Consider the following 24,563-nt stretch of genomic DNA (forward strand, 5'->3'; position numbering starts at 1 on the left):
ACCGACCACCGCCCGCCCTACGGCAGGTACGTGTACGGCGTGGTGGTGGTCAGCGGCTGGAAGCCGAGGCGTTCGAGGATCGGGCGGCTCTGGGCGACCGCGTCGACCTGGAGGTAGCGGTAGCCGTGCTCGACGGCGACCCGGGACCGGTGGGCGACCAGGGCGCGGTAGATACCGCGTCCGCGCCACGCCTCGACGGTGCCACCGCCCCACAGTCCGGCGAACCGGGTGCCCGGTGTGAACTCCAGCCGGGCCGCACTCACCGGGACGTCCCCGTCCAGGGCGAGTACGGCGACCACCGCGTCCGAATCGGCCTTCAGCTGTGCGAGCATCCGCTGCCGCAGGCGTGAGCTGTCGGTGCCGAAGGCCTGCTCGTGCACGTCCGCCGCGAGGCCGACGCCGGCCTCGTCGGTGACGGGCACGATCCGGATGCCCTCGGGCGGCTCGGCGTCCAGGGTCAGGTCGGCGACCTCGCCGATCATCAGCGTCTCGTCCGGCTCGGGTGTGAACCCGGCCGCGACGAGCCGCTGCCCGAGATCCACGGGGAGGTCGTGTCCGTAGACCTTCCACTCGAACTCCCGGCCCAGCCCGGTGTAGTAGGCGATCTGCTCGGCGATCGCGGCGTCGGCGGTCGACTCGTCCAGGTCGGACCAGAGGATTCCGTTCCAGCCGTGCTCGGGGGCGACCTGGCGGACCACCGGTCCCACCCGCTCGACCGTGGCGTCGGGGCCGTCCGGCTGTGCGCTCTCACGCATGTCCCGGTCGAAGAGGGCGAGTACCGCGGCGTGATCCATGGGCTCACTTCATCACCGGGGCGTAGCGGTGGCAACGGCTTTCACACAACGTCGTCCGCCGGGCACGGATGGTGACACGGCGACCGGCCGTGCCGGAGGAACCGGACGTAGGCTTTCTCCGGACGATCACTGCCACAGGGAGGCCGGGCCCATGGTCGACAACACCGAGCTGCCGTATCTGCGCCGCTGTCTGGAGCTGGCGACCGAGGCGCTGGACGCCGGGGACGAGCCGTTCGGTTCGGTGCTCGTCGACGCGGACGGCACCGTACTGGCCGAGGACCGCAACCGGGTCGCGGGCGGCGACCGCACCCGGCATCCCGAGTTCGAGCTGGCCCGCTGGGCGGCGGAGCACATGGCGCCGGAGGACCGCGCGGTGGCGACCGTCTACACGTCGGGCGAGCACTGCCCGATGTGCGCGGCGGCGCACGCCTGGGTGGGCCTGGGCCGCATCGTGTACGTCGCCTCCTCCGCGCAGTTGGTCGAGTGGCTGACCGAGCTGGGGGTACCGGCCGCTCCGGTGCGGCCGCTGCCCGTCAACGAGGTGGCCCCCGGTGTGGTGGTGGAGGGTCCGGTGCCCGAACTGGAGGCGGAGATCCGCGCGTTGCACCGCCGCTGCTTCGCACCGAAGGACTGATCCGCGGCTTCCCGGAGCCCCGGGCCGCCCGACTCGGACCACACGCCCCGCTTGAACAACAGGCTCCACTTGAACAACAAGCCCCGGTCGAACCACGGGCCCCGGTCGAACCACAGGCCCCGCCGGGCGACAGCAACCGGCGGGGCCTGCCCGTACGTGCGTGCGCGCTCGGGTCAGCGCACCGCCCGTGGCCGGTACCGCCGGTAGAGGGCGGCGCCGCCGAGGACCAGCGCGCCGGCGCCGATCGCGGTGGGCAGAGTCGTTTCCGCGCCTGTTTGTGCGAGTGCGGACGGGGCGGGCGGGGTGACCGGCCGTGTGGTCGGTTCCGGGGCGTGCCGCGGCGGGGTGGGCCGTGGTTCCGGGCGCTCGGGGCGCACCGGCTGCTCGGGCTTCGCCGGTCCCGGGTTGTTGACGGACTCGTTGCCGGTGGCCGCGTTGCCGACACCCACGACGTTCACGCTGTTCCCGGTGATGTTCACCGGGAGGTGCACGGGCAACTGCACCCCGTTGCCCGACAGCACGCCCGGTGAGCCCTGCTCCGCACCGCGGGCGGCCGCTCCCGCGGGCGCCCCCTTCTTCTTCCCCTCGTCCGCGCTCTTGTTGGCGCAGCTGTTGCCCGCCGCCGGGTTGAGGAGTCCCACCACATTCACGGTGTTGCCGCACACGTTCACCGGGACATGCACCGGGAGCTGGATGGTGTTGCCGGAGATCAGCCCTGGTGAACCTGTCGCGGAACCGTCCGCTCCGGAGCCGCCGGCCGCGAAGGCGGCCTGTCCCGGAAACGCCACGGCCATCGCGCCGGAGGCGGCCGCGACGGCGATCACACCGTTTCGGGTAACCCGTTTCATAGGTTCCCTGCCTTCCAGACATGGTCACGGGCACTCGCCCGCACCGGTTAAAACGCAGGCGAACCATCCGAGTTATGGCTTATCGGCCTTTCACCCCATCGAGTGGCACGGTTATCGAACTGGCCTTAAAGCACTCCATTGCCGTCGTGAGGGCGACGAGAGAGCGGATCGTACGGCGGAATGGATCACCCCGCCCTCCGGGAGGCGTGCCGGTCGGGCGCCGCCTATGGTGAGCGAGGGCCCCGTTTCCCGGTTCGCGGCGCGCACCTGGGCCGCGCCGTCCATGGAGGCAACGATGCAGGCCAAGCTGTCCGTGCCGCCCTCGGTCCGACGCCGTGCCATCGTGACGGCCGCGGGTCTGGCCCTGCTCGGCGCCGGGCTGCCGGCGACGGCCGCCGCGCGTCCCGACGCCGACCTGAACCGCTTCTACCGCCAGAAGATCACCTGGGGCCGGTGCCAGGGCGACGGTTTCCCGAAGGATCTCCAGTGCGGCAAGGTCACCGTGCCGCTGGACTACGCGAAGCCGAGGGCCGCCTCGATCGAGCTGGCCCTCGCGCGCTACCGCTCCAGCGGCGACAAGCGCGGATCCCTGCTGCTGAACTTCGGCGGCCCCGGCGTGTCCGGGGTGACCGAACTCGCTTACGGCGGCGACGACTTCATGGACCTCACCGATGGCTACGACGTGGTGGGCTTCGACCCGCGCGGCGTCGGCAGGTCCTCACCGGTGAGCTGCGGGGACGCCGCGTACGAGACCGACGACGAGGCGGACGGGTCGAGCGACGCGCTCAAGGACCCGGCGGCCGTACTGCGGCAACTGCGCAAGACCGCCACCGAGTGCGCCAAGCACTCCGGGCCGGTACTGCCGCACATGGGCACGGTGAACGCCGCCCGGGACCTGGACGTCATGCGCCAGGCGCTCGGCGACAAGAAGCTCAACTACCTGGGGTTCTCGTACGGCACCCGGCTCGGCGCGGTCTACGCGGCGCAGTTCCCCAAGAAGGTGGGCCGGGTCGCCCTGGACGGGGTGGACACCCTGACCGAGCCGGTCACCCGGCAGGGCATCGCCGGCGCCAAGGGCCAGCAGACGGCGCTGGAGGACTTCCTGAACTGGTGCGTGAAGGACATCGCCTGTCCGTTCGGGCAGGATCCGCGCAAGGCCCGCGAGGAGGTCGTACGCCTGGTGCGGTCCATGGACGAGGACCCGGTGCCGACGACGTTCGACGGTCCGTTCTCCGGTCAGGACCTGGTGGGTGCCATCGGACAGGCCCTCTACAGCGAGGATCTGTGGCCGCTCCTGGAGCGGGCCCTCGCCTCGCTGACCGAGGACGGTGACACCCGGGGTGTGGAGATGTTCGCGACCGGCGGTGCGGCCCGTCCCGGTCTGCGGGCCACTCCGGCTCCGGCCCCGAGCGCCCTGGCCGACCCCGAGGAGGTGCCGCTGGACAACCTCCCGTCCGCGCTGATGGCGGTGAACTGCGCGGACGATCCCGACCGGCCCACGGCCCGGCAGATGACCCGCGAGCTGCCCCGGCTGCGCGCGGCGTACGAGCAGGCGTCCGAGGTGTTCGGCCCGTACCGGCTCACGCAGGCGCTGCTCTGTTACGGCCGCCCCAAGGGCACCGACTACATCCGGGACGAGGTCAAGGACGTCGGCTCCGCGAAGATGCTGCTGGTCGGCACGCGCGGCGACCCGGCGACGCCGTACCGCTGGACCGAGCAGACGGCGATGCGGCTCGGCCCGTCGGCGGTGGTGCTGGACAACAAGGGCGAGGGGCACACCGGGTACGCGTCGTCGAAGTGCGTGCACCGCAAGGTCGACGACTTCCTGCTGTACGGCTCACTGCCGCCCAGCGGCAGCTCCTGCGGCGACGAGAGCGACGACTGAGACGAGAACGGCAACTGGGCGGACGGCGGCGCACGTTGACGCCGGGCGGAGCCGGGTACCGCGACGCGCGGGCCCGGCCGATGCACGCCCGGGCGCCCGCGAAATCCCCCCGCACACCAAATGCCCGATCCGTGAATCGGTCCTATGGTGCTGTCATGGAGCACGCACTCAGTCCCGCGACCCTTGCCGAGCTGCGCCGCCCGCGCCCCTATCCGGCGGTCTCCGTGCTGACGCCCACACACCGCCGCGAGCCGCACAGCGCGCAGGACGCGGTCCGGCTGCGCAATGTGGTGGCCGAGGCGAAGAAGCAGCTGGAGGCGGATCCGGCGGTCACCCGGGAACGACGGGTCGACGTGGTGGCCCAGCTGGACCAGGCGCTCGCCGAGGTCGATCTGGCGCACTCCGAGGACGGGCTGGTGATCTTCGCGGCGCCGGGCGAGCACCAGGTGTGGTCGCTGGCCCGCACGGTGCCGGAGCGTGTGGTCCTCTCCGACACCTTCCTCACCCGCAACCTGGTCTCCGCGCAGGCCTCGGAACGGCCGTTCTGGGTGCTGTCCGTCTCGGCGCACCGGGTCGCGCTGTGGAACGGCGGCGGGGAGCGGGTCACCGAGGCCCGCGTGCACGGGTTCCCGCGGACCCTCGGGCCCGAGAACTTCGACCCGGAGCGCCAGGAGCGCATCGGCGACACCCCGAGCACCTTCCGCGACGAGCGCACCCGCGCCTTCCTGCGCGAGGCCGGCTCCGCGATGGAGGCCGTGCTGCGCACCAGCCCCAGGCCGCTGTACGTGACGGGCGAGACGGCGGCGCTGTCCGCCCTCGACGAGGTCGCCGGGGTCGCCGGGAACGCGGTGCACGTGCATCACGGGGGCCTGGCGCACGGCACGCCGGACGCCGTGTGGCAGGCGGTCCGGCCGGCCGTGCGGGACGCGGCCGCGAAGGGTGTCGAGGCGGTGGCGCGGGAGCTCGAATCGGCCCGTGGGCGCAAGGAGTTCGCGGCCGGTGTCGACGAGGTGTGGCAGAACGCCCGGGAGGCACGGGTCCGGTTGCTGGCCGTCGAGGAGAACTACCGGATCACCGTGCGCGACGACGGCGACCATCTGATGCCGGCGGCGAGCGGTGATCTCGACTCCCGCGACGACATCGTGGACGAGATCGTTGAGAAGTGCCTGGAGACCGGCGCCGACGTGCGCTTCGTCCCGGACGGCACCCTCGGCGACGCCCAGGGCGTCGCGGGCGTACTGCGTTACTGAACGGGCCTCGCGCGCCACCGGATCCACCGCCGCTCGCCACCGCCGCCCGGCACCGCCCGCCGGTTCCCGCCGCCGCCCCGCGATCTACCCTGGTCGGAAGTCTTCGGCCACAAGGGAGTGCGCACGTGGGTGATCTGCTGGGCGTTGCCGTGCTGGGTGCCGGGCACATGGGTGCCGACCACATTCGCCGGCTCGGCGGGGTGGTGAGCGGTGCCAGAGTCGCCGCCGTGGCCGATCCCGACACGGCGCGGGCCGAGGCGGCACTGGCCGGCCTGACGGGTGCCTCGGTGCACGCCGACGCCCTGTCCGCGCTCGACGCGCCGGGGGTGGAGGCGGTCCTCGTCGCCTCGCCGGACACCCTGCACGAGGAGGCCCTCCTCGCGGCCCTGGAACGGCGGCTGCCGGTGCTCTGCGAGAAGCCCATGGTGCCGGAGTCCGCGGGCGCCCTGCGCGTCCTGGAGGCGGAGGCGAAGCTCGGACGGCGGCTGCTTCAGATCGGCTTCATGAGGCGCTACGACGCCGAGTACCGGCAGCTCAAGGAGGTGCTGGACGGCGGACGTCTGGGCAGGCCGCTGATGCTGCACTGCACCCACCGCAACGTGTCCTCGCCGGACCGCTTCACCTCGGCGAAGCTCATCGACAGCTCGGTCTCGCACGAGATCGACGCCGCCCGCTGGCTGCTCGGCCAGGAGCTGACCGCGGTGACGGTCATGCGCCCGCGCCCGTCGGACCGGGCTCCGGAGGGGTTGCAGGACCCGCAGTTCGTCCTGTTCGAGACCGAGCGGGGCGCGCTCGTCGACGTGGAGATCTTCGTCAACTCCGGCTTCGGCTACCAGGTGCGCTGCGAGGCCGTCTGCGAGGCGGGCAGCGCGCGGATCGGCGACCAGCACTCCATGGTCGTGACCGCCGACGGCGGCGCCCACGAGGAGGTGGCGCAGGACTACGTGGTGCGGTTCGCGGACGCCTACGACCGCGAGGTGCGCGCCTGGGTCGACGCCGTGCGGCAGGGCCGGGTCACCGGGCCGAGCGCGTGGGACGGCTACGCCGCGACCGCGGTCGCCGAGGCCGGCGTCCGCGCGCTGGAGAGCGGCGCGCGGACCCTGGTGGAGCTGGCGCCGCGCCCCGAGTTGTACGCGGACGCCTGGCCGTCGGGCCGGTGAGCGCCGGTCTCCGCCGACGCCCGTACGGCTGCTCCGTGGTTCATGCGCGGTGTGCGGTGTGCCCCCGCGGCACACCGCACACCGGTTCGCACGGCCTTGCGGTCCCGGGCGTCGGTGTACGTGCCCGGCGCATCAGACCGTGCCGAACAGCGCGGACAGCCCTTCGTCCACCGCCGGGCTCAGATCCTCGGTCCCGGCGGCCACCACGGCGTAGGTCCGCACCAGGAAGCGGCGCAGGGAGGCCGAGTCGAACTGGAGCAGGGCCAGGCCCAGCGGTGAGTGGAACTCCAGCACGGTCCGGGAGCGGCCGCAGGGCCAGATGTGCACGTCCCCGGAGCCCGCCGGGCCGTCGAGGCCGTCCGCCAGGAGGGACCGGGCGAAGGTCCAGGTGACGCCCTCGCCCTCCAGGGCGACCTCGGCCGGGAACACGATCTGCACCGCCAGCGGATCGGCGGAGCCGTAACACAGCGTCGCGGGCACGGGGATCTCCGAGTCGACGGTGATCAGTCGGGCGCGAGCGGGCTGCTCCAGGGTGATGTCCATACGCGGTCTCCAGTGCCGTGGCGAGGTCGTCCGGTTTTCCGGTGTGTCAGTACGACCCCGCAGAGCGCTTTGCATTACACCGAGACCATGATCAATTGGTGTGACCTGCATCACATTCGCGCGCCATTGTCGCCATTTAGTGCGATGAAACCGCCCGAACTGGGCCGCCCTGGAAGGCCAGTTGACGTGCGGGACACACCGTGGCCCACATCCGTCACCCTCGCACCCGCCGACCCACCCTTCGTACGTTTTTACGACTCACGACCCAACTCCACACACCCTCACCGCACCCCTGATGCCTTGCCGAACACGTGCGCGTCGAACATACGGTGGAGAGTCGCATCTTTCGTCCGACGGTCCGTCAAGTCGCTTATATCGCCTACGACTTGACGCGCCGGACGGCGTAGACCGAAGGCGCAGGACAGACCAGCCGGAGAGACGGTGGCATATGCCAGAAGCACCACCGTATCGTGTGTTGCCAAATCCCTTACAGGCCGTCGCGGGCTGTGCAACAGTCGTAACGGTCCCCCCGACAGCCCTGGTCGTACTGTCCCCACATCGGAGTGCGTCATGCCGTCCCCTCTCTCCGCAGACCGCCCGGGCGGCCGGCCGCCGGGCCGTGGCCCGGTCGATGCCCTGATATCGCAGACGCGACGGCTCAAGGGCGATGTGGACGCCGTTCGGCGGCAGGACGCGCGGCATGACGAGTCCGACCCGCAGCAGCGCTGGCAGCGCGCCCTCTACGACCTGGCACTGCACCAGCTCAACGACCTCGACGAGCACTTGGCGCAACTGCGCGAGGGACCCGGAACCACCGCCCCGCAGAAGGAGACCGCCCCGCCGCCCTCGCCCGCCTCCCGCCGCGAGTCGTTACTGAGCCGCGTCGGCAGCGCGGAGTGGAATCTGCTGACGGACGAGGTCATCTGGTCCGGGGAGCTGTACGAGATCCTGGGCCGCGACCCGTCCGCCCCGGCGCTCACCCTCGACGAACTGCCCTCGCTGGTCCACGACCAGGACCGGCCGCGGCTCACCACGATGGTCACCGACTGTCTGGTCGACGCCCAGCGGATCGACGGCGAGTTCCGGGTGCGCCGCCCCAACGGCGAGATCCGTACCGTGCACATGATGGGCGAGCCGGTACTCGGCCCCGACGGCAGCACCGCCTCCATGTGGGCCGTCCTGCGCGACGTCAGCGAACTCCGCCGCAGCCAGGCCGCGGTGAGCGAGACCCGGGACTCCCTCCAGCGCCACCGGCATCGCGCGAGCACCGAACGCCGGCTCGCGGTCGAACTCCAGGAAGCCGTACTGCCGCAGTGGCGTGGCTCCCTGCGCCTCGCCCGGAGCGGCCCGCACACCCTCGATCTGGCGGCCCGCCATCTGCCCGCCTCCACGGGCACCCTGATCAGCGGCGACTGGTACGACGCGCTGGACCTGCCGAACGGCGAGACACTGCTCGGCATCGGCGACCTCACGGGCCACGGCATCGCCGTGACCTCCGACGTCGCGATGCTGCTCGGCGCCCTGCGCGGCATGGCGATGGCCGGCACCCGGCCCGGCCAACTGCTGTCCTGGCTCAACCAGTTGCTGGACAGCAGCAACCAGCCCGCCCTCGGCAGCGCGATCTGCTGCCGCTACCGGCCGGAGAGCCGGACCCTGCTCTGGGCGCAGGCCGGACACCCCGCCCCGCTGCTGTTCCGCGACGGGACGGGGCGCCGACTGAGCGCACCGGACGGTGTTCTGCTGGGAGCGACCTCGGGCGCCGAGTACGGCGAGGCCGAAGTGACCCTCGAACCGGGCGATCTGCTGTTGTTCCACACCGACGGTCTGGTGCCCGCCCGCCGGCGGTCCGCGGGTTCCGGCGAGCCGGAGAGCCGTGGCGGAGCGGCAGCGGTGCGACACCTCCTGGACCTGGCCCCGCGCTTCGGCAGGGCGCGATCCGCGCAGGACTGTGTGCGGACGGTCGTGGAGGAGTTCGGCGGGACCGAGCGCGAGGACGACGCCTGCGTGCTGGTGGTCGGGGTGGCCTCGTAGGGACGGTCGAAGTAGTCGGGACACGGACTATGCCTGGGTGCTGTTGCCGCCCTTGCCCTTCGCCTTCGGGAGCGCCTGCTTGATCTCCTCCCGGAGCTCGCTGATCTTCGGGTAGCCGGAGAACTCGGCGGTCAGCCGGTACATCTCTCGCAGCCGGTCCCAGGTGCGGCGCGAGGAGTTGGAGCCCATCGACATCAGGGCCAGTCGCGCGTACCGGTCGGCCTGTTCGGGGTCGTCCGCGATGAAGCAGGCGGAGGCCATGGACAGATGGTCGAAGATCTTCGACCGCTCCCGGCCGTCGACCCGCAGGGCCAGCGCCTTCTCCGCGTAGTACTGCGCGTGCGCGGCCGCGCCCGGCTCGAACTCCGCCAGGGTGCGGTAGGCGAGGGCCTGCATGCCGTACAGATCCTCGTCCTTGAAGGTCTGCATCCAGTCGGGCGGTTCCAGATCGCTGCGGTCGGAGACGAAGAGGTCCTCCGCCTGTCCGAGAGTGCGGCGCATCGCCTGGCCCTTGCCCATCGAGGCCTGGGCCCAGGCCTCGATGGTGTGGAACATGGCGCGGGTGCGGGGCAGTACCCCCTCGCCCGAGCCGGACTGGGCGAGTTTCATCAGGTTGAGCGCGTCGTCGGGCCGGCCCAGATGGACCATCTGACGGGCCGCCCGGGAGAGCGCCTCGCCGGCCCTGGGCCGGTCGCCGCCCTCGCGCGCGGCATGGGCGGCGATGACGAAGTACTTCTGGGCCGTGGGTTCCAGGCCGACGTCGTGGGACATCCAGCCGGCGAGCACGGCGAGGTTGGCGGCCACACCCCACAGGCGTCGTTGCAGGTGGGGAGGGTGGCGGTAGGAGAGCATGCCGCCCACTTCATTGAGCTGGCCCACCACCGCCTTGCGCTGGAGCCCGCCTCCGCGGGCCGCGTCCCAGGCTCGGAACACTTCGACCGAGCGCTCCAGCTCCTCGATCTCCTGCGATCCGATGGGGGCGGCCTCGTAGCGGTCGAACCCAGCGGGGTCGGCGTGCAGGGGGTCGTGGAGCCGGGGGGCGTCGGCGGTGAGGGCAGGGTCGGTGTGCAGCCAGTCGTACATGGCGCTGCTGAGTGCTGAGCCGGCGGCGAGCGCGGCACCCGCGCCCACCAAGCCGCGTCGGTTGAGCATGAGGTCCATTCCCGTGAATTCGGTGAGGACCGCGGCAGTCCGTTCGGGCGCCCACGGCACACCGTCGGGATGTTCCTCATTCCCGGCGCCCTGCCGTTTTCCCGTACGCCCGTGCCGGACCAGACCGAGGTCCTCAATGGTCACGACACGGCCGAGACGCTCAGTGAACAGGGCTGCCAACACACGCGGCACCGGATCGCGCGGGATCTCTCCCATGTCGATCCACCGCCGCACCCGCGAGGTGTCGGTCGACAGCTGGGGGTGGCCCATGGCCGCCGCCTGCCGGTTGACCAGCCTCGCGAGCTCACCCTTGGACCAGCCGGCCAGGCCGAACAGGTCCGAAAGTCGGGTGTTGGGTTCTCCGCTCACGTCAAGCCCCCAGGTTCTCGGCTGAGTTGACAGTAGCCCGGTGAAGGTTGCCGGGCGACTATTCGCCAGGGTTCGCCAGGGTGCGCCAGATGGTGTGCCACGGGAGATCGGGTGTCAGGTAGGAATGCGCCACCCCGACCCGCTCGCCTCTTGAACGGCGGTGCACTCCCCAGGGTGTACCGGGGCGACCGGGTCGGGTGGCGTTATGACTTCGCAGGCACACGAAGGGATCTGTATCTCCCATGTACGCAGCATCGTCCTCCGTGTCCGCCCCGCCTCGGCCGCTTCGCCCGCGTCCTCAGGTGCCGGGCCCCGCCCGTCCCGGCGAGGCCCCCCTGTCGGGTGGCGGCCCCTATCTGGCTCCCGCGCGACCGGCCGGCCCTGTGCTCGGTGCGGGCCAGGCGCGGCGTACGGGACTCGGAACCCCTCCGCTCAGCGGACGACTCGACCTCTCCGGCCCGCAGGGCGCGCAGTTGCGGACGGCGCTCGCGGCGGTGCACCGGATCTGTCCGGAGTTCGCGCCGGTGCAGGTGCTCCGCCGCAGCGGCCGCTCCGTACTCCTCGTCGGTACGACGGGACGCAGTACGGCGGTCGCCAAGTGCCTGGTGGACCAGTCCCCCGCCTGGGCCGAGCGGATCCGGCACGAGATAGCGGCATACCGCTCGTTCGTCCGGCAGCGCCCCCCGGTGCGCGTGCCGCGGCTGATCGCGGCGGATCCCGAGAACTGCACGCTCGTCATCGAGCGTATGCCGGGACGAGTGGCGGCCCTGCAACGCCACCCGTCCGAGGCCCCGCCGCGCACGGACATCCGCGCGGCCCTGGGCACGATCTGCCGGCTCAACGCCTGGCGTCCGCCGGCGGGCACCTTCGACGCACCCCTGAACTACGCGGACCGCATCTCCCGCTTCCACCAACTGGGGCTGCTGACCGACCGGGACATGGGTGATCTCCAGAAGCTGCTGCACGGGATCGCGGCCACCACGAGCCGTACCGGGATGGGGCAGTTCTGTCACGGGGACGCCCTGCTCTCCAACATCCTGCTCTCACCGGCGGGTCCGGTGCTGGTGGACTGGGAACACGCGGGCTGGTACCTGCCGGGCTACGACCTGGCCACGCTGTGGTCGGTGCTGGGCGACGCCCCGGTGGCGCGGCGGCAGATCAGCCAGATCGCGCAGTCGGCGGGGCCCGCGTCCCGGGACGCGTTCCTGGTCAACCTGATGCTCGTACTGACACGGGAGATCCGTACGTACGAGACGGCCGTGCAGCGTTCGATGCGGGAAACGACCCCGGCGGCACCGGGCACGGCCCACTCGGGTGCTGCGCCGTCCGGCGAGGAACAGCGGCTGCTGCTGCGGCGGCTGCACGACGACTGCCAGTTGGCCCGCAGGGCCGTGCGTGCGGCGGTCGGTACTCGCTGACGGGGCCGTCGGTCCGCGATGTGTCCCGGAATGCGGGCACATCGCGGACTTCGGCGTGCCGAGCCACCTGCGTCGACGCGGTGAAGCGGGCGTGCCTGGGCATGATTGACGGATCGTCGGTGAGCGACTACCACTGTCACCTCCGGCACCGCACGGCCCATCGCGCTCGACGTCACAGGAGGCTGTTTTGCGTCACCCTGCCACCGCCGCTCATCGGACCCCCCGGCCGAGAAGCACCCGCAGGGCCGCCGGTGCCCTCGCCACGTCGGCGCTGCTGCTGCCCCTGCTCGGCGCCGCCCCGTCCACGGCACGGACCGCCGAGGCGTCCGGTCTGCAACAGGCCTTCGCCGCCGCGGCCGCCGAATACCGGGTCCCGCAGAGCGTGTTGCTCGGCGTCTCCTATCTCCAGTCCCGCTGGGACGCCCACGGCGGCGCGCCGAGTGTGACCGGCGGCTACGGTCCGATGCATCTGACGGACGCCCGCACGGCCCTGGCCGGCGCGCCGCACCACAGCGAGGGCGCCGAGGACCCCCGCGGTGACCTCGCCCGTGAACCCCTGCTGCCCGAGGCGGAGCTCCCGGCGGACTCCGAACTCCCCGCCCGGCTCACGACGCTGCGCAAGGCCGCCGGGCTGACCGGCCTGAGCGCCGAGCGGCTGCGGACGGACCCGGCGGCCAACGTGGCGGGCGGCGCGGCCCTGCTCGCCGCCGCCCAGCGGGAGTTGGGCGCGCCGGCGAGCGAGGATCCGGCCGACTGGTACGGGGCGGTGGCGAAGTTCTCCGGCGCCGAGGACTCCGCGACGGCCGCCTCGTACGCGAACGACGTGTTCCAGGTGATCGAGAGCGGCGAGGAGCGGTTCACGGACGCGGGCCAGCGGGTCGCGCTCGCCGCCCGGCCGGGGCTGGCGCCGGACACCGCGCAGCTGGGGCGGGCCGGTCTGCGCGCGGCGAAGGCCGGTGGCGCGGAGTGTCCGAGGACGGTTTCGTGCGAGTGGATCCCGGCGCCCTACGAGGAGTTCGGTGAGGGCGACTACGGCAACCACGACCTGGGCGACCGGCCGCGCTCGCAGCGCATCCAGTACATCGTGGTGCACGACACGGAGGGTCAGTGGGAGGGGGTCCTCGACCTGGTCCAGGATCCGACGTACGTCTCCTGGAACTACTCGCTGCGCTCCACGGACGGTCACATCGCCCAGCATGTGAAGGCGAAGGACGTGGCCTGGCACGCGGGCAACTGGTACGTCAACTCGACGTCGGTGGGCCTGGAGCACGAGGGGTTCCTCGCCGCCCCGGACGCCTGGTACACGGAGGCGATGTACCGCTCGTCGGCCCGGCTGGTGAAGTACCTGTCCGCCAAGTACGACATCCCGCTGGACCGGCAGCACATCCTGGGCCACGACAACGTGCCGGGCACCTCCCCGGCGACGGTCCCCGGGATGCACACCGACCCGGGTCCGTACTGGGACTGGGCGCACTACTTCGAGCTGCTCGGCAAGCCCTTCAAGGCGACCGCGCGGGCGAGCGGCGGGCTGGTGACGATCCTGCCGGAGTACGCGGAGAACCGTCCCGCGTACACGGGCTGTGTCGACCAGGGTGCGGCGTGCGAGGTGCACGGTTCGAGCGCGGTACGGCTGTACACGGGGCCCGGCACGTCGTATCCGCTGGTCAAGGACGTGGGGCTGCGTCCGGGCGGTGGGCCGTCGACGATCGACGTGAACGACATCGGTGCCCGCGCGACCACGGGCCAGCAGTACGCGGTGGCCGGCCGTGACGGTGAGTGGACGGCGATCTGGTACCTCGGTCAGAAGGCCTGGTTCCACAACCCGGCGAAGGCGCCGACGGCCGTCTCCGCGAAGGGCAAGGTCGTCACCGCGACGGACGGCGGAGCGAGTGTGCCGGTGTACGGGGTGGCCTACCCGGAGGCGTCGGCGTACCCGGCGGACGTCCCGGCCCAGCCGCTGCGGCCACTGCCGTACACCCTGCCCGCCGGGCAGAAGTACGTGGTCGGGGACACCGTGCGGAGCGCCTACTACTACGCGGTCACCTTCGACACCGCCGGGCATCGTGTGGTGACCGGCAAGGACCGGTACTACGAGATCCAGTTCGGCCACCGGGTGGCGTATGTGCGGGCCGCCGACGTGCAGCTGCGGTCGTCGGCGTCGTAGGAGGACCTCAGCCCTGCTGGAAAAGCTCCGCCGGGAGCGGCTTCAGCAGGGCGTACAGGTCGTCCGTGATGGGGCGGTCCCAGGCGGCGATGGTGACCAGGACGCCGTCGCTGCGGTCGAACTGCACACAGGAGATCCGGCTCTCGGAGAGTTTGACGCGGCGCACGATCAGCAGGTTGTCGCCCTGCATCACGGGGACGTCCTCGGAGCCGACGACGGTGACGTCCTCCTCGTTCTCCAGCGCCAGCAGCAGCTGTGCCACCTCGAAGGGGACCTGGCCCTCGGCGATGTCCCGGGCCGGGGAGCCCTCGGGCAGATTGCCGATGATCATCGCGGGGCCGCGGCCGCCGAACAGGTCGTAGCGCAGGAAGACGCCCTGGCAGCTGCCGTCGGGGGCGGGCAGCAGCCCGGCGCCGAGATTGCCGGGCCAGTCGCCCGGGTCCATGGCCAGAACGTCGAATTCGGGCCCGGCGGGCGTGGCGCTGCGGCGGCGGAGGAACGACATGCCGCCATGGTACGTGTCCGGGGGTCCCCGGCGTTGTGCGGCCGGACCGATTCGTCGTGGGCCGGCCGCCGCGCACCCGGCGTGATCAAGCGCTCAGGTGAGGTCGAACTCCCCTTCCCGTGCTCCGGACACGAACGCTCCCCACTCCGCGGGGGTGAAGATCAGGGAAGCGCCCTCCGGGCGGCCGCTGTTGCGCATCGCGATGAAGCCCTCGACAAAGGCGATCTGGACATCCCCCAGTCCGCGGCTGCTGGACTGCCACTGCGCGTTGCTCAGATCCAGATCCGGCTTGTCCCAGCCCATGAGCCGCATGTGCTGGGTGGTGGTCTCGGCCACGTCCGTGCTCCTCCCGGTACCGTCGTCCGCGGCCAGCCTAGCGATCGCATCCCGAGGCCGACAGGCCACGTGAGGGGGAGGCCTCAGGAGTCCGGGGGACGCGCTCCCACGAGCCACATCGAGAAGAACTGGGAGCCGCCGCCGTAGGCGTGCCCGAGGACCCGGCGGGCCCCGTCGACCTGGTGCTCGCCGGCCTGTCCGCGCACCTGGAGGGCGGCCTCGGCGAAGCGGATCATGCCGGAGGCGCCGATGGGGTTGGTGGACAGCACACCGCCGGACATGTTGACGGGCAGGTCGCCGTCGAGTTCGGTCACGCCGGACTCGGTGAGTTTCCAGCCCTCGCCCTCGGCGGCGAAGCCGAGGTTCTCCAGCCACATCGGTTCGTACCAGGAGAACGGCACGTACATCTCGACGGCGTCGATGTCGCGGCGCGGGTCGGCGATGCCGGCCTGCCGGTAGACGTCGGCGGCGCAGTCCTTGCCCGCCTGCGGGGAGACGAAGTCCTTCCCGGCGAACATCGTCGGTTCGCTGCGCATCGCCCCACCGAGCATCCAGGCGGGCGGGCGCGGGGCGCGGGCCGCTCCGGCGCGGTCGGTGAGGACCATGGCGCAGGCGCCGTCGGAGGACGGGCAGGTCTCGGAGTAGCGGATCGGGTCCCAGAGCATGGGTGAGGCCTGGACCTTCTCCAGGGTGATGTCGTGCTCGTGGAGGTGGGCGTAGGGGTTCTTCAGGGCGTTGCGGCGGTCCTTGTAGGCGACGAGGGAGCCGACGCTGTCGGGGGCTCCGGTGCGCCGCATGTAGGCGCGTACGTGCGGGGCGAAGAAGCCGCCGGCGCCGGCCAGCAGGGGCTGCTGGAAGGGGACCGGCAGGGACAGTCCCCACATGGCGTTGGACTCGGACTGCTTCTCGAAGGCGAGGGTGAGGACGGTGCCGTGGACGCGGGCGGCGACGAGCTGGGCCGCGACCAGTGCGGTGGAGCCGCCGACCGATCCGGCGGTGTGCACCCGCATCATGGGCTTGCCGACCGCGCCGAGGGCGTCGGCGAGGTACAGCTCCGGCATCATGACGCCCTCGAAGAAGTCGGGCGCCTTGCCGATGACGACGGCGTCGACGTCGGCCCAGTCCAACTCGGCGTCGTCGAGGGCCTGTCGGGCGGCCTCGCGGACGAGTCCGGCGATGGACACGTCCCGGCGGGCGGCGACGTGCTTGGTCTGGCCGATCCCGACGACGGCCACGGGTTCCTTGCTCATCGCGGATCCCCTTCGAGTACGGCGACCAGGTTCTGTTGGAGGCAGGGGCCGGACGTGGCGTGGGCGAGTGCCCGGTCGGACTCCCCGCGGTGGATGCGGGCGGCGGCCTCGCCGATGCGGATCAGTCCCGCGGCCATGATCGGGTTGGCGGCGAGGGCGCCGCCGGACGGGTTGACACGTACGTCGTCGCCGAGGTCCAGCGCCCTGCGCAGCACGATCTCCTGGGCGGTGAAGGGCGCGTGCAACTCGGCGGTGTCGACGGGCCGTTCGAAGACACCGGCACGCTCGGCGGCGAGCCGGGTGGAGGGCGAGTCGGTGAGGTCGCGGACGCCGAGACCGTGGGCCTCGGTGCGGTGGTCGATGCCGTGGATCCAGGCGGGCCGTTCGCACAGTTCGCGGGCGCGGTCGCCGGCGGCGAGGATCACCGCGGCGGCTCCGTCGCCGATGGGCGGGCAGTCGCCGGTGCGCAGGGGCCGTACCGCGTAGTCGCCGTGCGGGACGGAACCGCGCAGCTGGGCGTGCGGGTTGGCCTCGGCGTCGTGGCGGCTGCGGGCGGCGACGGCGGCGAGTGCGGGTTCGTCGGTGGCACCGGTGTCGATCAGTGCCTGCGCCTGGAGGGCGGCGAGGGCGACGGAGTCGGGCCACAGGGGGGCGAGGTAGTACGGGTCGAGCTGGCGGGTGAGGACGTCGCGCACGGAGCCGGGTGAGGACTTGCCGTAGGAGTAGACGAGCGCGGTGTCGGCTTCGCCGGTGAGCAGTTTGGTCCAGGCCTCGTACAGGGCCCAGGCGCCGTCCATCTCGACGTGCGACTCACAGATGGGCGGCCAGGCGCCGACGCCGTCGAGGGCGCCGGTGAAGGAGAACGCCCGGCCGGCGAGGTAGTCGCTGGAGCCGGAGCAGGTGAAGCCGATGTCGGCGGTCTTCAGGCCGGTCGCGTCGAGCACCTGGTGCAGGACCGGCATGAGCATCTCGACCTCGGACAGGTCCTCGCTGGTGCGCCGGTGGTCGGTCTGCGCGAACGCGACGACGGCGATCTCACGGAGTGGCGCGGGGCCGGTCACAGCAGCTCCTTGTACGTGTCGTAGTCCGCGTCGGGTTCGCCGGTGGGCCGGTAGTGGTCGGGGAAGCGGCTGTGGTCGCTCCAGACGGGTTCGACGCGCAGGCCCATGCGGACCTGGTCGTAGGGGATGCCGCCGATCCGGCCGTGCAGTGCGAGGTCGGCGCCGTCGAGGGCGATGTGGGCGTAGACGTAGGGGACTTTGATATCGAGGTTCTTGGCCTTGATGTTGACGATGCAGAAGGTGGTGACCGTGCCGGCCGGGCCGGTCTCGACCTGGTCGGTGGTGGCGACGCCGCAGGTGGGGCAGGCGCCGCGGGGCGGGACGTACACCTTGTGGCAGGACGGGCAGCGTTCACCGAGTGCCCGGTGCTCGGCGAGGCCGGCCAGGAAGCGGGAGGTGGTGCGGCCGGGCGCGTAGGTGTAGTCGAGGCGGGCCTGGGCGACGATGCCGGTGACCGGGTCCTCGAACTCGCCTGTGTGGCCGGCGAGTTCGGGCGGGTCTCCGTCGTACGGCTCGAAGCAGGCGATGTCGGTGATGGCGCCGACGCGTTCGCCGGCCCAGCGGACCCGGACGCGCATCCCGGTGCGGACGGCCTCGGGGCCGGGGGCGTCGAGGGCGTGCAGGAGGGCCGTGTCGGCGCCGTCGAGGCGGATCAGGGCCCAGGCGAAGGGGGTGGAGAGGGGCTGGCCGCGGCGGGGTTCGTGGTTCCAGGCCCAGGTGGTGACGGTGCCGGTGGGGGCGACCTCGACGAGGTCGCGCAGTTCGCCGGCCGTGACGGGGTCGTACTCGACGGGGGGTACGAGGGTGCGGCCGTCGGTGGTGCGGACGCCGAGGACGACGCGTTCGCGCAGGCCGGTCAGGAAGGCGCTCTGGACGGGGCCGAGGGAGCGGGTGAAGGGGAACTCGACGACGAGGGGGGCTTTGAGGACTTCGGGCACGGGGACTCCTCAGGCGCGCTTGTAGACCGGCGGTCGTTTCTCCGCGAAGGCGCGGGCGCCCTCCTTGGCGTCCGCGGTGTCGAAGATGGGCCAGCCACGGGCGAGTTCGGCGGCGAGGCCGTCGGTCTCGGTCATCTCGGCGGTGTCGTACACGGACGCCTTGACGGCCTCGACGGCGAGCGGGCCGCAGTCGTTGATCCGCTCGGCGATCTCCAGCGCCCGCGTGAGGGCGTCGCCGTCGGGCACGACATGGCCGACGAGGCCGATGTCGGCGGCCTCGCGGGCGGTGTACGAGCGGCCGGTGAGCAGCATCTCCAGGGCGTGGGTGCGCGGGATCTGGCGTTGCAGCCGGACGGTGGAGCCGCCGATGGGGAACAGTCCGCGCCGGACCTCGAACAGACCGAAGGTGGCGGACTCACCGGCGACGCGGATGTCGGTGCCCTGGAGGATCTCGGTGCCGCCCGCGACGCAGGGGCCCTCGACGGCGGCGATCACGGGTTTGCGGGGGCGATGGTGGCGCAGCATCGCCTTCCAGTGAAGGTCGGGGTCGGCCTTCAGCCGGTCGCGGTTCTGGTCCCCCGCCATCCCGTTGCCCGCGAGCGCCTTGAGGTCCATGCCGGCGCAGAACGAGCCGCCTGCGCCGGTGAGCACGATCGAGCGGATCCCGTTGTCCTCGTCGGCCTCGGTCCAGCCGTCGTACAGGCCGACGAGCATCGGCAGCGACAGGGCGTTGCGGGCCTCGGGCCTGTTGAGTGTGAGCACCAGTGTGGCGCCTGCGCGGTGCACGGTGAGGTGTTCGGTGCCACCCATGGGGCGTCCTCCGTCTCCGTCCGGCGTGAGCGCGCCGGCCTGCGGCCCGTCTCCGGAACGAGAACAGGTTGCAGGAGCCGGGGAAGCACTTCAAGGGTTTTCTGACAGTCAGTCAGATTTCTGCTGCGCGAGCCCTTCACAGTTGTGTCGCCCTTTGCTCTGATGACCGGCATCCCGACGGTCAGGAGGAGCGGTGGAGTACAACCTTGCCGACCTGTTCGAGTCGGTCGTGGACGTGGTCCCGGACCGTGAGGCGCTTGTGTACGTCGACCATCCGGGCACCGGCGCGGAGCGCCGCCTGACGTACGCGGAACTGGACGCCGCCGCCTGCCGGATCGGTCACCATCTGCTCGACAGCGGGATCCGGCCCGGCGACCACCTCGGCCTGCACCTCTTCAACGGCGTCGAGTACCTCCAGACGGTCCTGGGCTGCCTCAAGGCGCGGATCGTGCCGGTGAACGTGAACTACCGTTATGTCGAGGAGGAGTTGGTCTATCTCTACCGGGACGCCGATCTGGCGGCCCTGGTCTACGACACCGAGTTCGCGGACCGGGTGGCGGCCGCGCTGCCGCGGGCGCCGAAGGTGCGGCATCTGCTGCGGGTGGGGCCGGGGGACGCGCCGGGCGTGCCGTTCGCGCAGGCCGAGGCCGACGGGTCCCCGGAGCGGGGGTTCCCGGCGCGCTCGGGCGACGACCAGTTCATCATCTACACCGGCGGCACGACCGGGATGCCGAAGGGGGTGATGTGGCGGCAGGAGGACCTGTTCTTCTCCGGGCTCGGCGGCGGGGCGCCGACGGGCGAGCCGGTGAAGTCACCGGAGGAGCTGGCCGAGCGGGTCGCGGCCGGTGGCGCCGGGATCACCTTCTTCCCCACTCCCCCGCTGATGCACGGCACCTCCACGCTGACCGCGTTCATCGGCTTCAACTTCGGCCAACGGGTGGTACTGCATCGCAGGTTCGTGCCGGAGGAGGTGCTGCGGACCGTGGAGAAGGAGAAGGTCAGCAGCATGACGCTAGTCGGCGACGCGATGCTGCGACCGCTGATCGACGCGCTGTCCGGGCCGATGAAGGGCACCGACTGCTCGGCGATGTTCAGTGTGTCCTCGTCCGGCGCGATCATGTCGGAGACCGTGCGCCGGCAGTTCCTCGCACTCGTCCCGAACGTCATGCTGCTCAACAACTTCGGCTCCTCCGAGTCCGGCTTCAACGGTACGGCCACCGAGGACTCCGGGCCCGGCCGCGGTTTCCGGATCCGCGTCAACTCCCGTACCCGGGTGGTGGATCCGGCGACGTACGAGCCGGTCGCCGTCGGCGAGGTGGGCCGGATCGCGCAGTGCGGCCATGTCCCGCTCGGCTACTACAACGACCCGGCGAAGACCGCCGAGACCTTCTTCGAGAAGGACGGCGAGCGCTGGGTGCTGCTCGGCGACATGGCGACCGTCGACGCGGACGGGGTGGTCACGGTCCTCGGCCGCGGCTCGCAGTGCATCAACACCGGCGGCGAGAAGGTGTACCCGGAGGAGGTCGAGCAGGCGCTCAAGTCGCACCCCGACGTGTACGACGCTCTGGTGGCCGGGGTGCCGGACCAACGGTGGGGCAGCCATGTGGCGGCCGTGGTGCAGTTGCGCGCGGGGGCGGCGGGGCTGTCCCTGGAGGAGGTCCAGGTCCACTGCCGGACGCATCTCGCCGGTTACAAGATCCCGCGCCAGCTGGTCCTCGCGGAGACCATCCGCCGCTCGCCGAGCGGCAAGGCCGACTACCGGTGGGCGCGGGAGGTGGCGGTGGCGGCGGACGGGTGAATCCGTGGCGCGGGCGTTGAACCGGGCGGGCCGTGCGGACGTACTGGTGGGGACAGGCCCTGTGACCGGGTCCTGTTCGCCATGCCATCGCACGACCGCACGGAAGGACCCCCCGGGTGTCGCTCTTCATCCGCTCTCGCCAGCAGCCGGACGCCGAGGAGGCCGGGACGGACGGGGACACCGGGGGCGACGCGACCCGGGAGCCGTCGGCCGAGGAACCCGCGGCCGAGGTCGGGGTCGGGGTCGAGTCGACCGGCACGGAGACCCGGGAGCCGGGCGACACGACGAAGACCGAGGCCAAAGCCGAGGGCGAGGGCGACGCCGACTCCGACGCCGAGGGGCCCAGCACGGAGACCCGGGAGCCGGGCGACTCCGACGCTGAGGTCGAGGCCGACGCCGACTCCGACGCCCAGGTCGAGGTCGACGCCGACGCGACCGGCGCCAAGGCTCAGAAGATCACCGGCGGCACGGACGCCACCGGGGTCCCGGAGCCCCCCGGCCCCCGCGGATGGTTCGGCTGGCGGCATCGCTACCCCCGTACCGCACACGGCGTCGGCATCGGTACCACCGTGCTGGCCGGGGTGCTCCTCTTCGGCGCGCTGCTCATGCCCAACCAGGTCGAGCGGCTGGAGGTCGGTGCCTTCCTGCGGCTGCCCGCCGAGGGGATCCTGCTCGCGGGGCTGCTGCTCGCGCTGCCGCCGCGGGGCCGCCGGATCGCGGCGGTGATCTCGGGCGCGTTCCTCGGCCTGGTCACCGTGCTGAAGTTCGTCGACATGGGCTTCTACCAGGTGATGGCCCGCCCCTTCGATCTGGTCCTCGACTGGATCCTGCTCGACGATGCCACGGACTTCGTGCGCGAGTCGTTCGGCCGCACCGGCCAGGTGCTCGCCGTCATCGGTGTGATCGTGCTGTTCATCGGCCTGCTGGTGCTGATGACGCTCGCGATGGTGCGGGTGACCGGCCTGATGACACGGCACCGGCCCGTGGCCGCCCGTACGACGCTGATCCTGGGCACCGCGTGGATCACCTGCGTCACGCTGGGTGTGCAGGTGTCCGGTGTCCCGGTCGCCACCAAGGGCAACGCGGAGTTCCTCGGCAACCGGGTGGAGCAGGTGCAGGCGGGCTTGCGGGACGCGCGGGTCTTCGAGGAGCTGGCGGCGGTGGACGCGTTCGCCGACACGCCTCCCGACCAGCTGCTGACCGGGCTGCGCGGCAAGGACGTGCTGTTCACGTTCATCGAGAGCTACGGCCGTTCGGCGATCGAGGATCCCGACATGGCCGCCGGGGTCGGCGCGGTCCTGGACGACGGCAGCCGGACCCTGGACGAGGCCGGGTTCGCGTCGCGCAGCGGATGGCTCAGGTCGCCCACGACGGGCGCCGGCAGCTGGCTCGCCCACTCCACGTTCCTGTCCGGACTGTGGATCAAGAACCAGCAGCGGTACCGCAGCCTGACCACCAGCGACCGGATGAACATCACCAACTACTTCGGCAAGACGGGCGCGTGGCGCACCGTCGGCATCGTGCCGGGTGTGCGCCGGGCCTGGCCCGAGGGGAAGTTCTTCGGCCTGGAGCGCATCTACGACTCGGAGCAACTCGGTTATCACGGCCCGTACTTCAGCTGGACTCCGGTGCCGGACCAGTTCAGCCTGGAGGCGTTCGAACGGCTGGAGCACGGCCGTGAGGACCGCGAGCCGGTGATGGCGGAGATCATCCTGGCGTCCAGCCACAACCCGTGGGCGCCGGTGGCCCGGATGGTCGATTGGGAGGACCTGGGCGACGGTTCGATCTTCCACGAGATCAAGAAGGAGGGCGCGGACCCGAAGGAGGTCTGGAAGGACCCCGACCGTGTCCGCACGGAGTACCGCAAGTCCATCGAGTACTCGGTCACCAGCCTCGTCGAGTGGATGAAGCGCTACGGCGACGAGGACACCGTGCTGGTCTTCCTCGGCGACCACCAGCCGCTCCCCTCCGTCACCAAGGGCAGCAAGAACCGGGATGTGCCGATCACCGTGGTCGCCAAGGACCCGAAGGTGCTCGACCGGATCCAGGACTGGAACTGGACGGAGGGCATCAAGCCCGCCACCGACGCCCCGGTCTGGCCGATGGACAAGTTCCGCGACCGCTTCATGACGGCGTACGGGCCGCAGCAGCCCTGACGCGCACCCGCACGCGCGGCGCCGGGAAAGTCGGGCGGAGCGCTTGCCGCGGCCACCGGCAGATGGGTAACTGATCTCCGGACCGGCCGCCGGGTGACCGGTGGCCGGGCTCGTCACGCCCGGCGCGGTCGGCGTGGTCGCGGCGGAGGGAGTGGGTCCGATGGCGGAGGCGACGGAGCTGCTGGACGCGGGCGAACGGCTGGATCCCGACGCCCTGCGGGCGGTGCAGCTGGGCCGGATGCGGGAGTCGCTGCGGCGGGCGTACGAGAACGTGCCGTTCTACCGGGAGTCCTTCGACCGGGCCGGCGTCCACCCCGACGACTGCCGCTCCCTGGCCGACCTGGCCCGTTTCCCGTTCACCACGAAGGCCGACCTGCGCGCGAACTACCCGTACGGCTTGTTCGCCGTGCCCCGGGAGCGGCTGCGCCGGATCCACGCGTCGAGCGGCACCACGGGGCTGCCGACGATCGTCGGCTACACGGACAACGACCTGGCCATGTGGTCCGACATGGTGGCCCGCTCGCTGCGGGCCGCGGGTGGCCGGCCGGGCGACACGGTCCATGTGGCGTACGGCTACGGCCTGTTCACCGGCGGCCTCGGCGCCCACTACGGCGCCGAACGGCTCGGCTGTACGGTCGTCCCCGCCTCCGGGGGCATGACGGCCCGCCAGGTCCGGCTGATCCAGGACCTGGAACCCGGCGTGATCATGGTGACGCCCTCCTACATGCTGACGCTGCTCGACGAGTTCGAGCGGCAGGGTGTCGACCCCCGCTCCACCTCGCTGCGGGTCGGTGTCTTCGGCGCGGAGCCGTGGACCGAGGAGATGCGCCGGGAGATCGAGGAGCGGTGCGGGATCGACGCGGTCGACATATACGGGCTGTCCGAGGTGATCGGCCCCGGTGTGGCCCAGGAGTGTGTGGAGACCAAGGACGGGCTGCATGTCTGGGAGGACCACTTCTACCCGGAGGTGGTGGACCCGGTCACCGGCGCGGTGCTGCCCGAGGGCGAGGAGGGCGAGCTGGTGTTCACCTCGCTGACCAAGGAGGCGATGCCGGTCGTCCGGTACCGGACGCGGGACCTGACACGGCTGATGCCGGGGACGGCCCGGGTGTTCCGGCGGATGGCGAAGGTGACCGGGCGCAGCGACGACATGGTGATCCTGCGCGGGGTCAACCTCTTCCCGACCCAGATCGAGGAGATAGTGCTGCGCACGCCGGGTGTCGCCCCGCACTTCCAGCTGCGGCTGACCCGCGAGGGCCGGCTGGACGCGCTGACGGTCCGGGCCGAGGCCCGGCCGGGTGCGAGTCCCGCCGACCGGGAGGCTGCGGTGCGTTCCATCGTCGCGGCCGTGAAGGACGGGATCGGGGTGTCGGTCGCCGTGGAGATCGTGGAGCCGGAGTCCCTTGAGCGGTCGGTGGGGAAGATCAGGCGGATCGTGGACCTGCGGGAGCGGTGATCCGT

The 24,563-nt window shown here is 71.7% G+C and carries 20 protein-coding genes; 10 read left to right on the forward strand and 10 right to left on the reverse strand.

The window, feature by feature from the left end:
* Positions 1–17: 17 nt before the first annotated feature.
* On the reverse strand, positions 18–794 hold the full coding sequence (locus ACIQAC_RS22225) for a GNAT family N-acetyltransferase (RefSeq protein ID WP_402193549.1): 777 nt from the start codon (positions 792–794) through the stop codon (positions 18–20).
* A gap of 151 nt (positions 795–945) precedes the next feature.
* Between ACIQAC_RS22225 and ACIQAC_RS22230 the strand changes: the two genes are divergently transcribed.
* Positions 946–1,428: a nucleoside deaminase gene (locus ACIQAC_RS22230; protein ID WP_402193550.1), complete on the forward strand. Its 483-nt coding sequence runs from the start codon at positions 946–948 to the stop codon at positions 1,426–1,428.
* 173 nt (positions 1,429–1,601) lie between these two features.
* Here the strand turns inward: ACIQAC_RS22230 and ACIQAC_RS22235 are convergent, their stop codons facing one another.
* Positions 1,602–2,276 carry a chaplin gene (locus ACIQAC_RS22235; RefSeq protein ID WP_402193552.1) on the reverse strand — a complete coding sequence of 225 codons (675 nt, stop codon included), beginning with the start codon at positions 2,274–2,276 and terminating at the stop codon, positions 1,602–1,604.
* Positions 2,277–2,571: 295 nt separating this feature from the next.
* Here ACIQAC_RS22235 and ACIQAC_RS22240 point away from each other — a divergent pair, with 295 nt between their 5' ends.
* From ACIQAC_RS22240 to ACIQAC_RS22250, 3 genes are all read left to right on the forward strand, one after another.
* Positions 2,572–4,161 carry an alpha/beta hydrolase gene (locus ACIQAC_RS22240; RefSeq protein ID WP_402193554.1) on the forward strand — a complete coding sequence of 530 codons (1,590 nt, stop codon included), beginning with the start codon at positions 2,572–2,574 and terminating at the stop codon, positions 4,159–4,161.
* 155 nt (positions 4,162–4,316) lie between these two features.
* The gene (locus ACIQAC_RS22245) at positions 4,317–5,411 is read left to right on the forward strand and encodes a chemotaxis protein (RefSeq protein ID WP_402193556.1); all 1,095 of its coding nucleotides are present in this window, start codon (positions 4,317–4,319) and stop codon (positions 5,409–5,411) included.
* A 125-nt stretch (positions 5,412–5,536) separates the two neighbouring features.
* On the forward strand, positions 5,537–6,571 hold the full coding sequence (locus ACIQAC_RS22250; protein WP_402193558.1) for a Gfo/Idh/MocA family protein: 1,035 nt from the start codon (positions 5,537–5,539) through the stop codon (positions 6,569–6,571).
* Positions 6,572–6,703: 132 nt separating this feature from the next.
* On the opposite strand, the gene ACIQAC_RS22255 is transcribed toward ACIQAC_RS22250, so the two are convergent.
* Complete coding sequence (locus ACIQAC_RS22255; protein ID WP_402193559.1) at positions 6,704–7,114, reverse strand: SsgA family sporulation/cell division regulator; 411 nt, start codon at positions 7,112–7,114, stop codon at positions 6,704–6,706.
* Between the two features lie 570 nt (positions 7,115–7,684).
* Here ACIQAC_RS22255 and ACIQAC_RS22260 point away from each other — a divergent pair.
* Positions 7,685–9,145, forward strand: a complete 1,461-nt coding sequence (locus tag ACIQAC_RS22260) for a PP2C family protein-serine/threonine phosphatase (protein WP_402193560.1) — start codon at positions 7,685–7,687, stop codon at positions 9,143–9,145.
* Positions 9,146–9,172: 27 nt separating this feature from the next.
* Here the strand turns inward: ACIQAC_RS22260 and ACIQAC_RS22265 are convergent, their stop codons facing one another.
* Positions 9,173–10,666, reverse strand: a complete 1,494-nt coding sequence (locus ACIQAC_RS22265; protein WP_402193562.1) for a hypothetical protein — start codon at positions 10,664–10,666, stop codon at positions 9,173–9,175.
* Between the two features lie 242 nt (positions 10,667–10,908).
* Between ACIQAC_RS22265 and ACIQAC_RS22270 the strand changes: the two genes are divergently transcribed.
* Positions 10,909–12,084 (forward strand): aminoglycoside phosphotransferase family protein, encoded by a 1,176-nt coding sequence (locus ACIQAC_RS22270; protein ID WP_402193563.1) that lies wholly within the window; start codon positions 10,909–10,911, stop codon positions 12,082–12,084.
* A gap of 187 nt (positions 12,085–12,271) precedes the next feature.
* Positions 12,272–14,248, forward strand: a complete 1,977-nt coding sequence (locus ACIQAC_RS22275; RefSeq protein ID WP_402193564.1) for an N-acetylmuramoyl-L-alanine amidase — start codon at positions 12,272–12,274, stop codon at positions 14,246–14,248.
* A 7-nt stretch (positions 14,249–14,255) separates the two neighbouring features.
* Here the strand turns inward: ACIQAC_RS22275 and ACIQAC_RS22280 are convergent, their stop codons facing one another.
* The 6 genes from ACIQAC_RS22280 to ACIQAC_RS22305 form a co-directional block, all read right to left on the reverse strand.
* Positions 14,256–14,753 (reverse strand): hypothetical protein, encoded by a 498-nt coding sequence (locus ACIQAC_RS22280; RefSeq protein ID WP_402193565.1) that lies wholly within the window; start codon positions 14,751–14,753, stop codon positions 14,256–14,258.
* Positions 14,754–14,846: 93 nt separating this feature from the next.
* On the reverse strand, positions 14,847–15,089 hold the full coding sequence (locus ACIQAC_RS22285; RefSeq protein WP_402193567.1) for a DUF397 domain-containing protein: 243 nt from the start codon (positions 15,087–15,089) through the stop codon (positions 14,847–14,849).
* An 83-nt stretch (positions 15,090–15,172) separates the two neighbouring features.
* Positions 15,173–16,339, reverse strand: coding sequence for a thiolase domain-containing protein (locus ACIQAC_RS22290; RefSeq protein ID WP_402193568.1), 1,167 nt, complete (start codon positions 16,337–16,339; stop codon positions 15,173–15,175).
* Entirely contained in the window at positions 16,336–17,400 is a 1,065-nt protein-coding gene (locus tag ACIQAC_RS22295) for a thiolase domain-containing protein (protein ID WP_402193569.1), read from the reverse strand. The genes ACIQAC_RS22290 and ACIQAC_RS22295 overlap by 4 nt, the downstream gene beginning before the upstream one ends.
* Entirely contained in the window at positions 17,397–18,338 is a 942-nt protein-coding gene (locus tag ACIQAC_RS22300) for a Zn-ribbon domain-containing OB-fold protein (protein ID WP_402193570.1), read from the reverse strand. The genes ACIQAC_RS22295 and ACIQAC_RS22300 overlap by 4 nt, the downstream gene beginning before the upstream one ends.
* 9 nt (positions 18,339–18,347) lie before the next feature.
* Positions 18,348–19,148: a crotonase/enoyl-CoA hydratase family protein gene (locus ACIQAC_RS22305; protein WP_402193572.1), complete on the reverse strand. Its 801-nt coding sequence runs from the start codon at positions 19,146–19,148 to the stop codon at positions 18,348–18,350.
* 193 nt (positions 19,149–19,341) lie between these two features.
* Here ACIQAC_RS22305 and ACIQAC_RS22310 point away from each other — a divergent pair, with 193 nt between their 5' ends.
* The 3 genes from ACIQAC_RS22310 (at position 19,342) to paaK (ending at position 24,558) form a co-directional block, all read left to right on the forward strand.
* Entirely contained in the window at positions 19,342–20,946 is a 1,605-nt protein-coding gene (locus ACIQAC_RS22310) for an acyl-CoA synthetase (RefSeq protein ID WP_402193574.1), read from the forward strand.
* Positions 20,947–21,551: 605 nt separating this feature from the next.
* Positions 21,552–23,102: a sulfatase gene (locus ACIQAC_RS22315; protein ID WP_402193939.1), complete on the forward strand. Its 1,551-nt coding sequence runs from the start codon at positions 21,552–21,554 to the stop codon at positions 23,100–23,102.
* A gap of 160 nt (positions 23,103–23,262) precedes the next feature.
* Positions 23,263–24,558, forward strand: a complete 1,296-nt coding sequence (gene paaK / locus ACIQAC_RS22320; protein WP_402193575.1) for a phenylacetate--CoA ligase PaaK — start codon at positions 23,263–23,265, stop codon at positions 24,556–24,558.
* Positions 24,559–24,563 lie beyond the last annotated feature (5 nt).

The sequence above is a fragment of the Streptomyces sp. NPDC088387 genome (assembly GCF_044753385.1).
Lineage (GTDB): Bacteria > Actinomycetota > Actinomycetes > Streptomycetales > Streptomycetaceae > Streptomyces.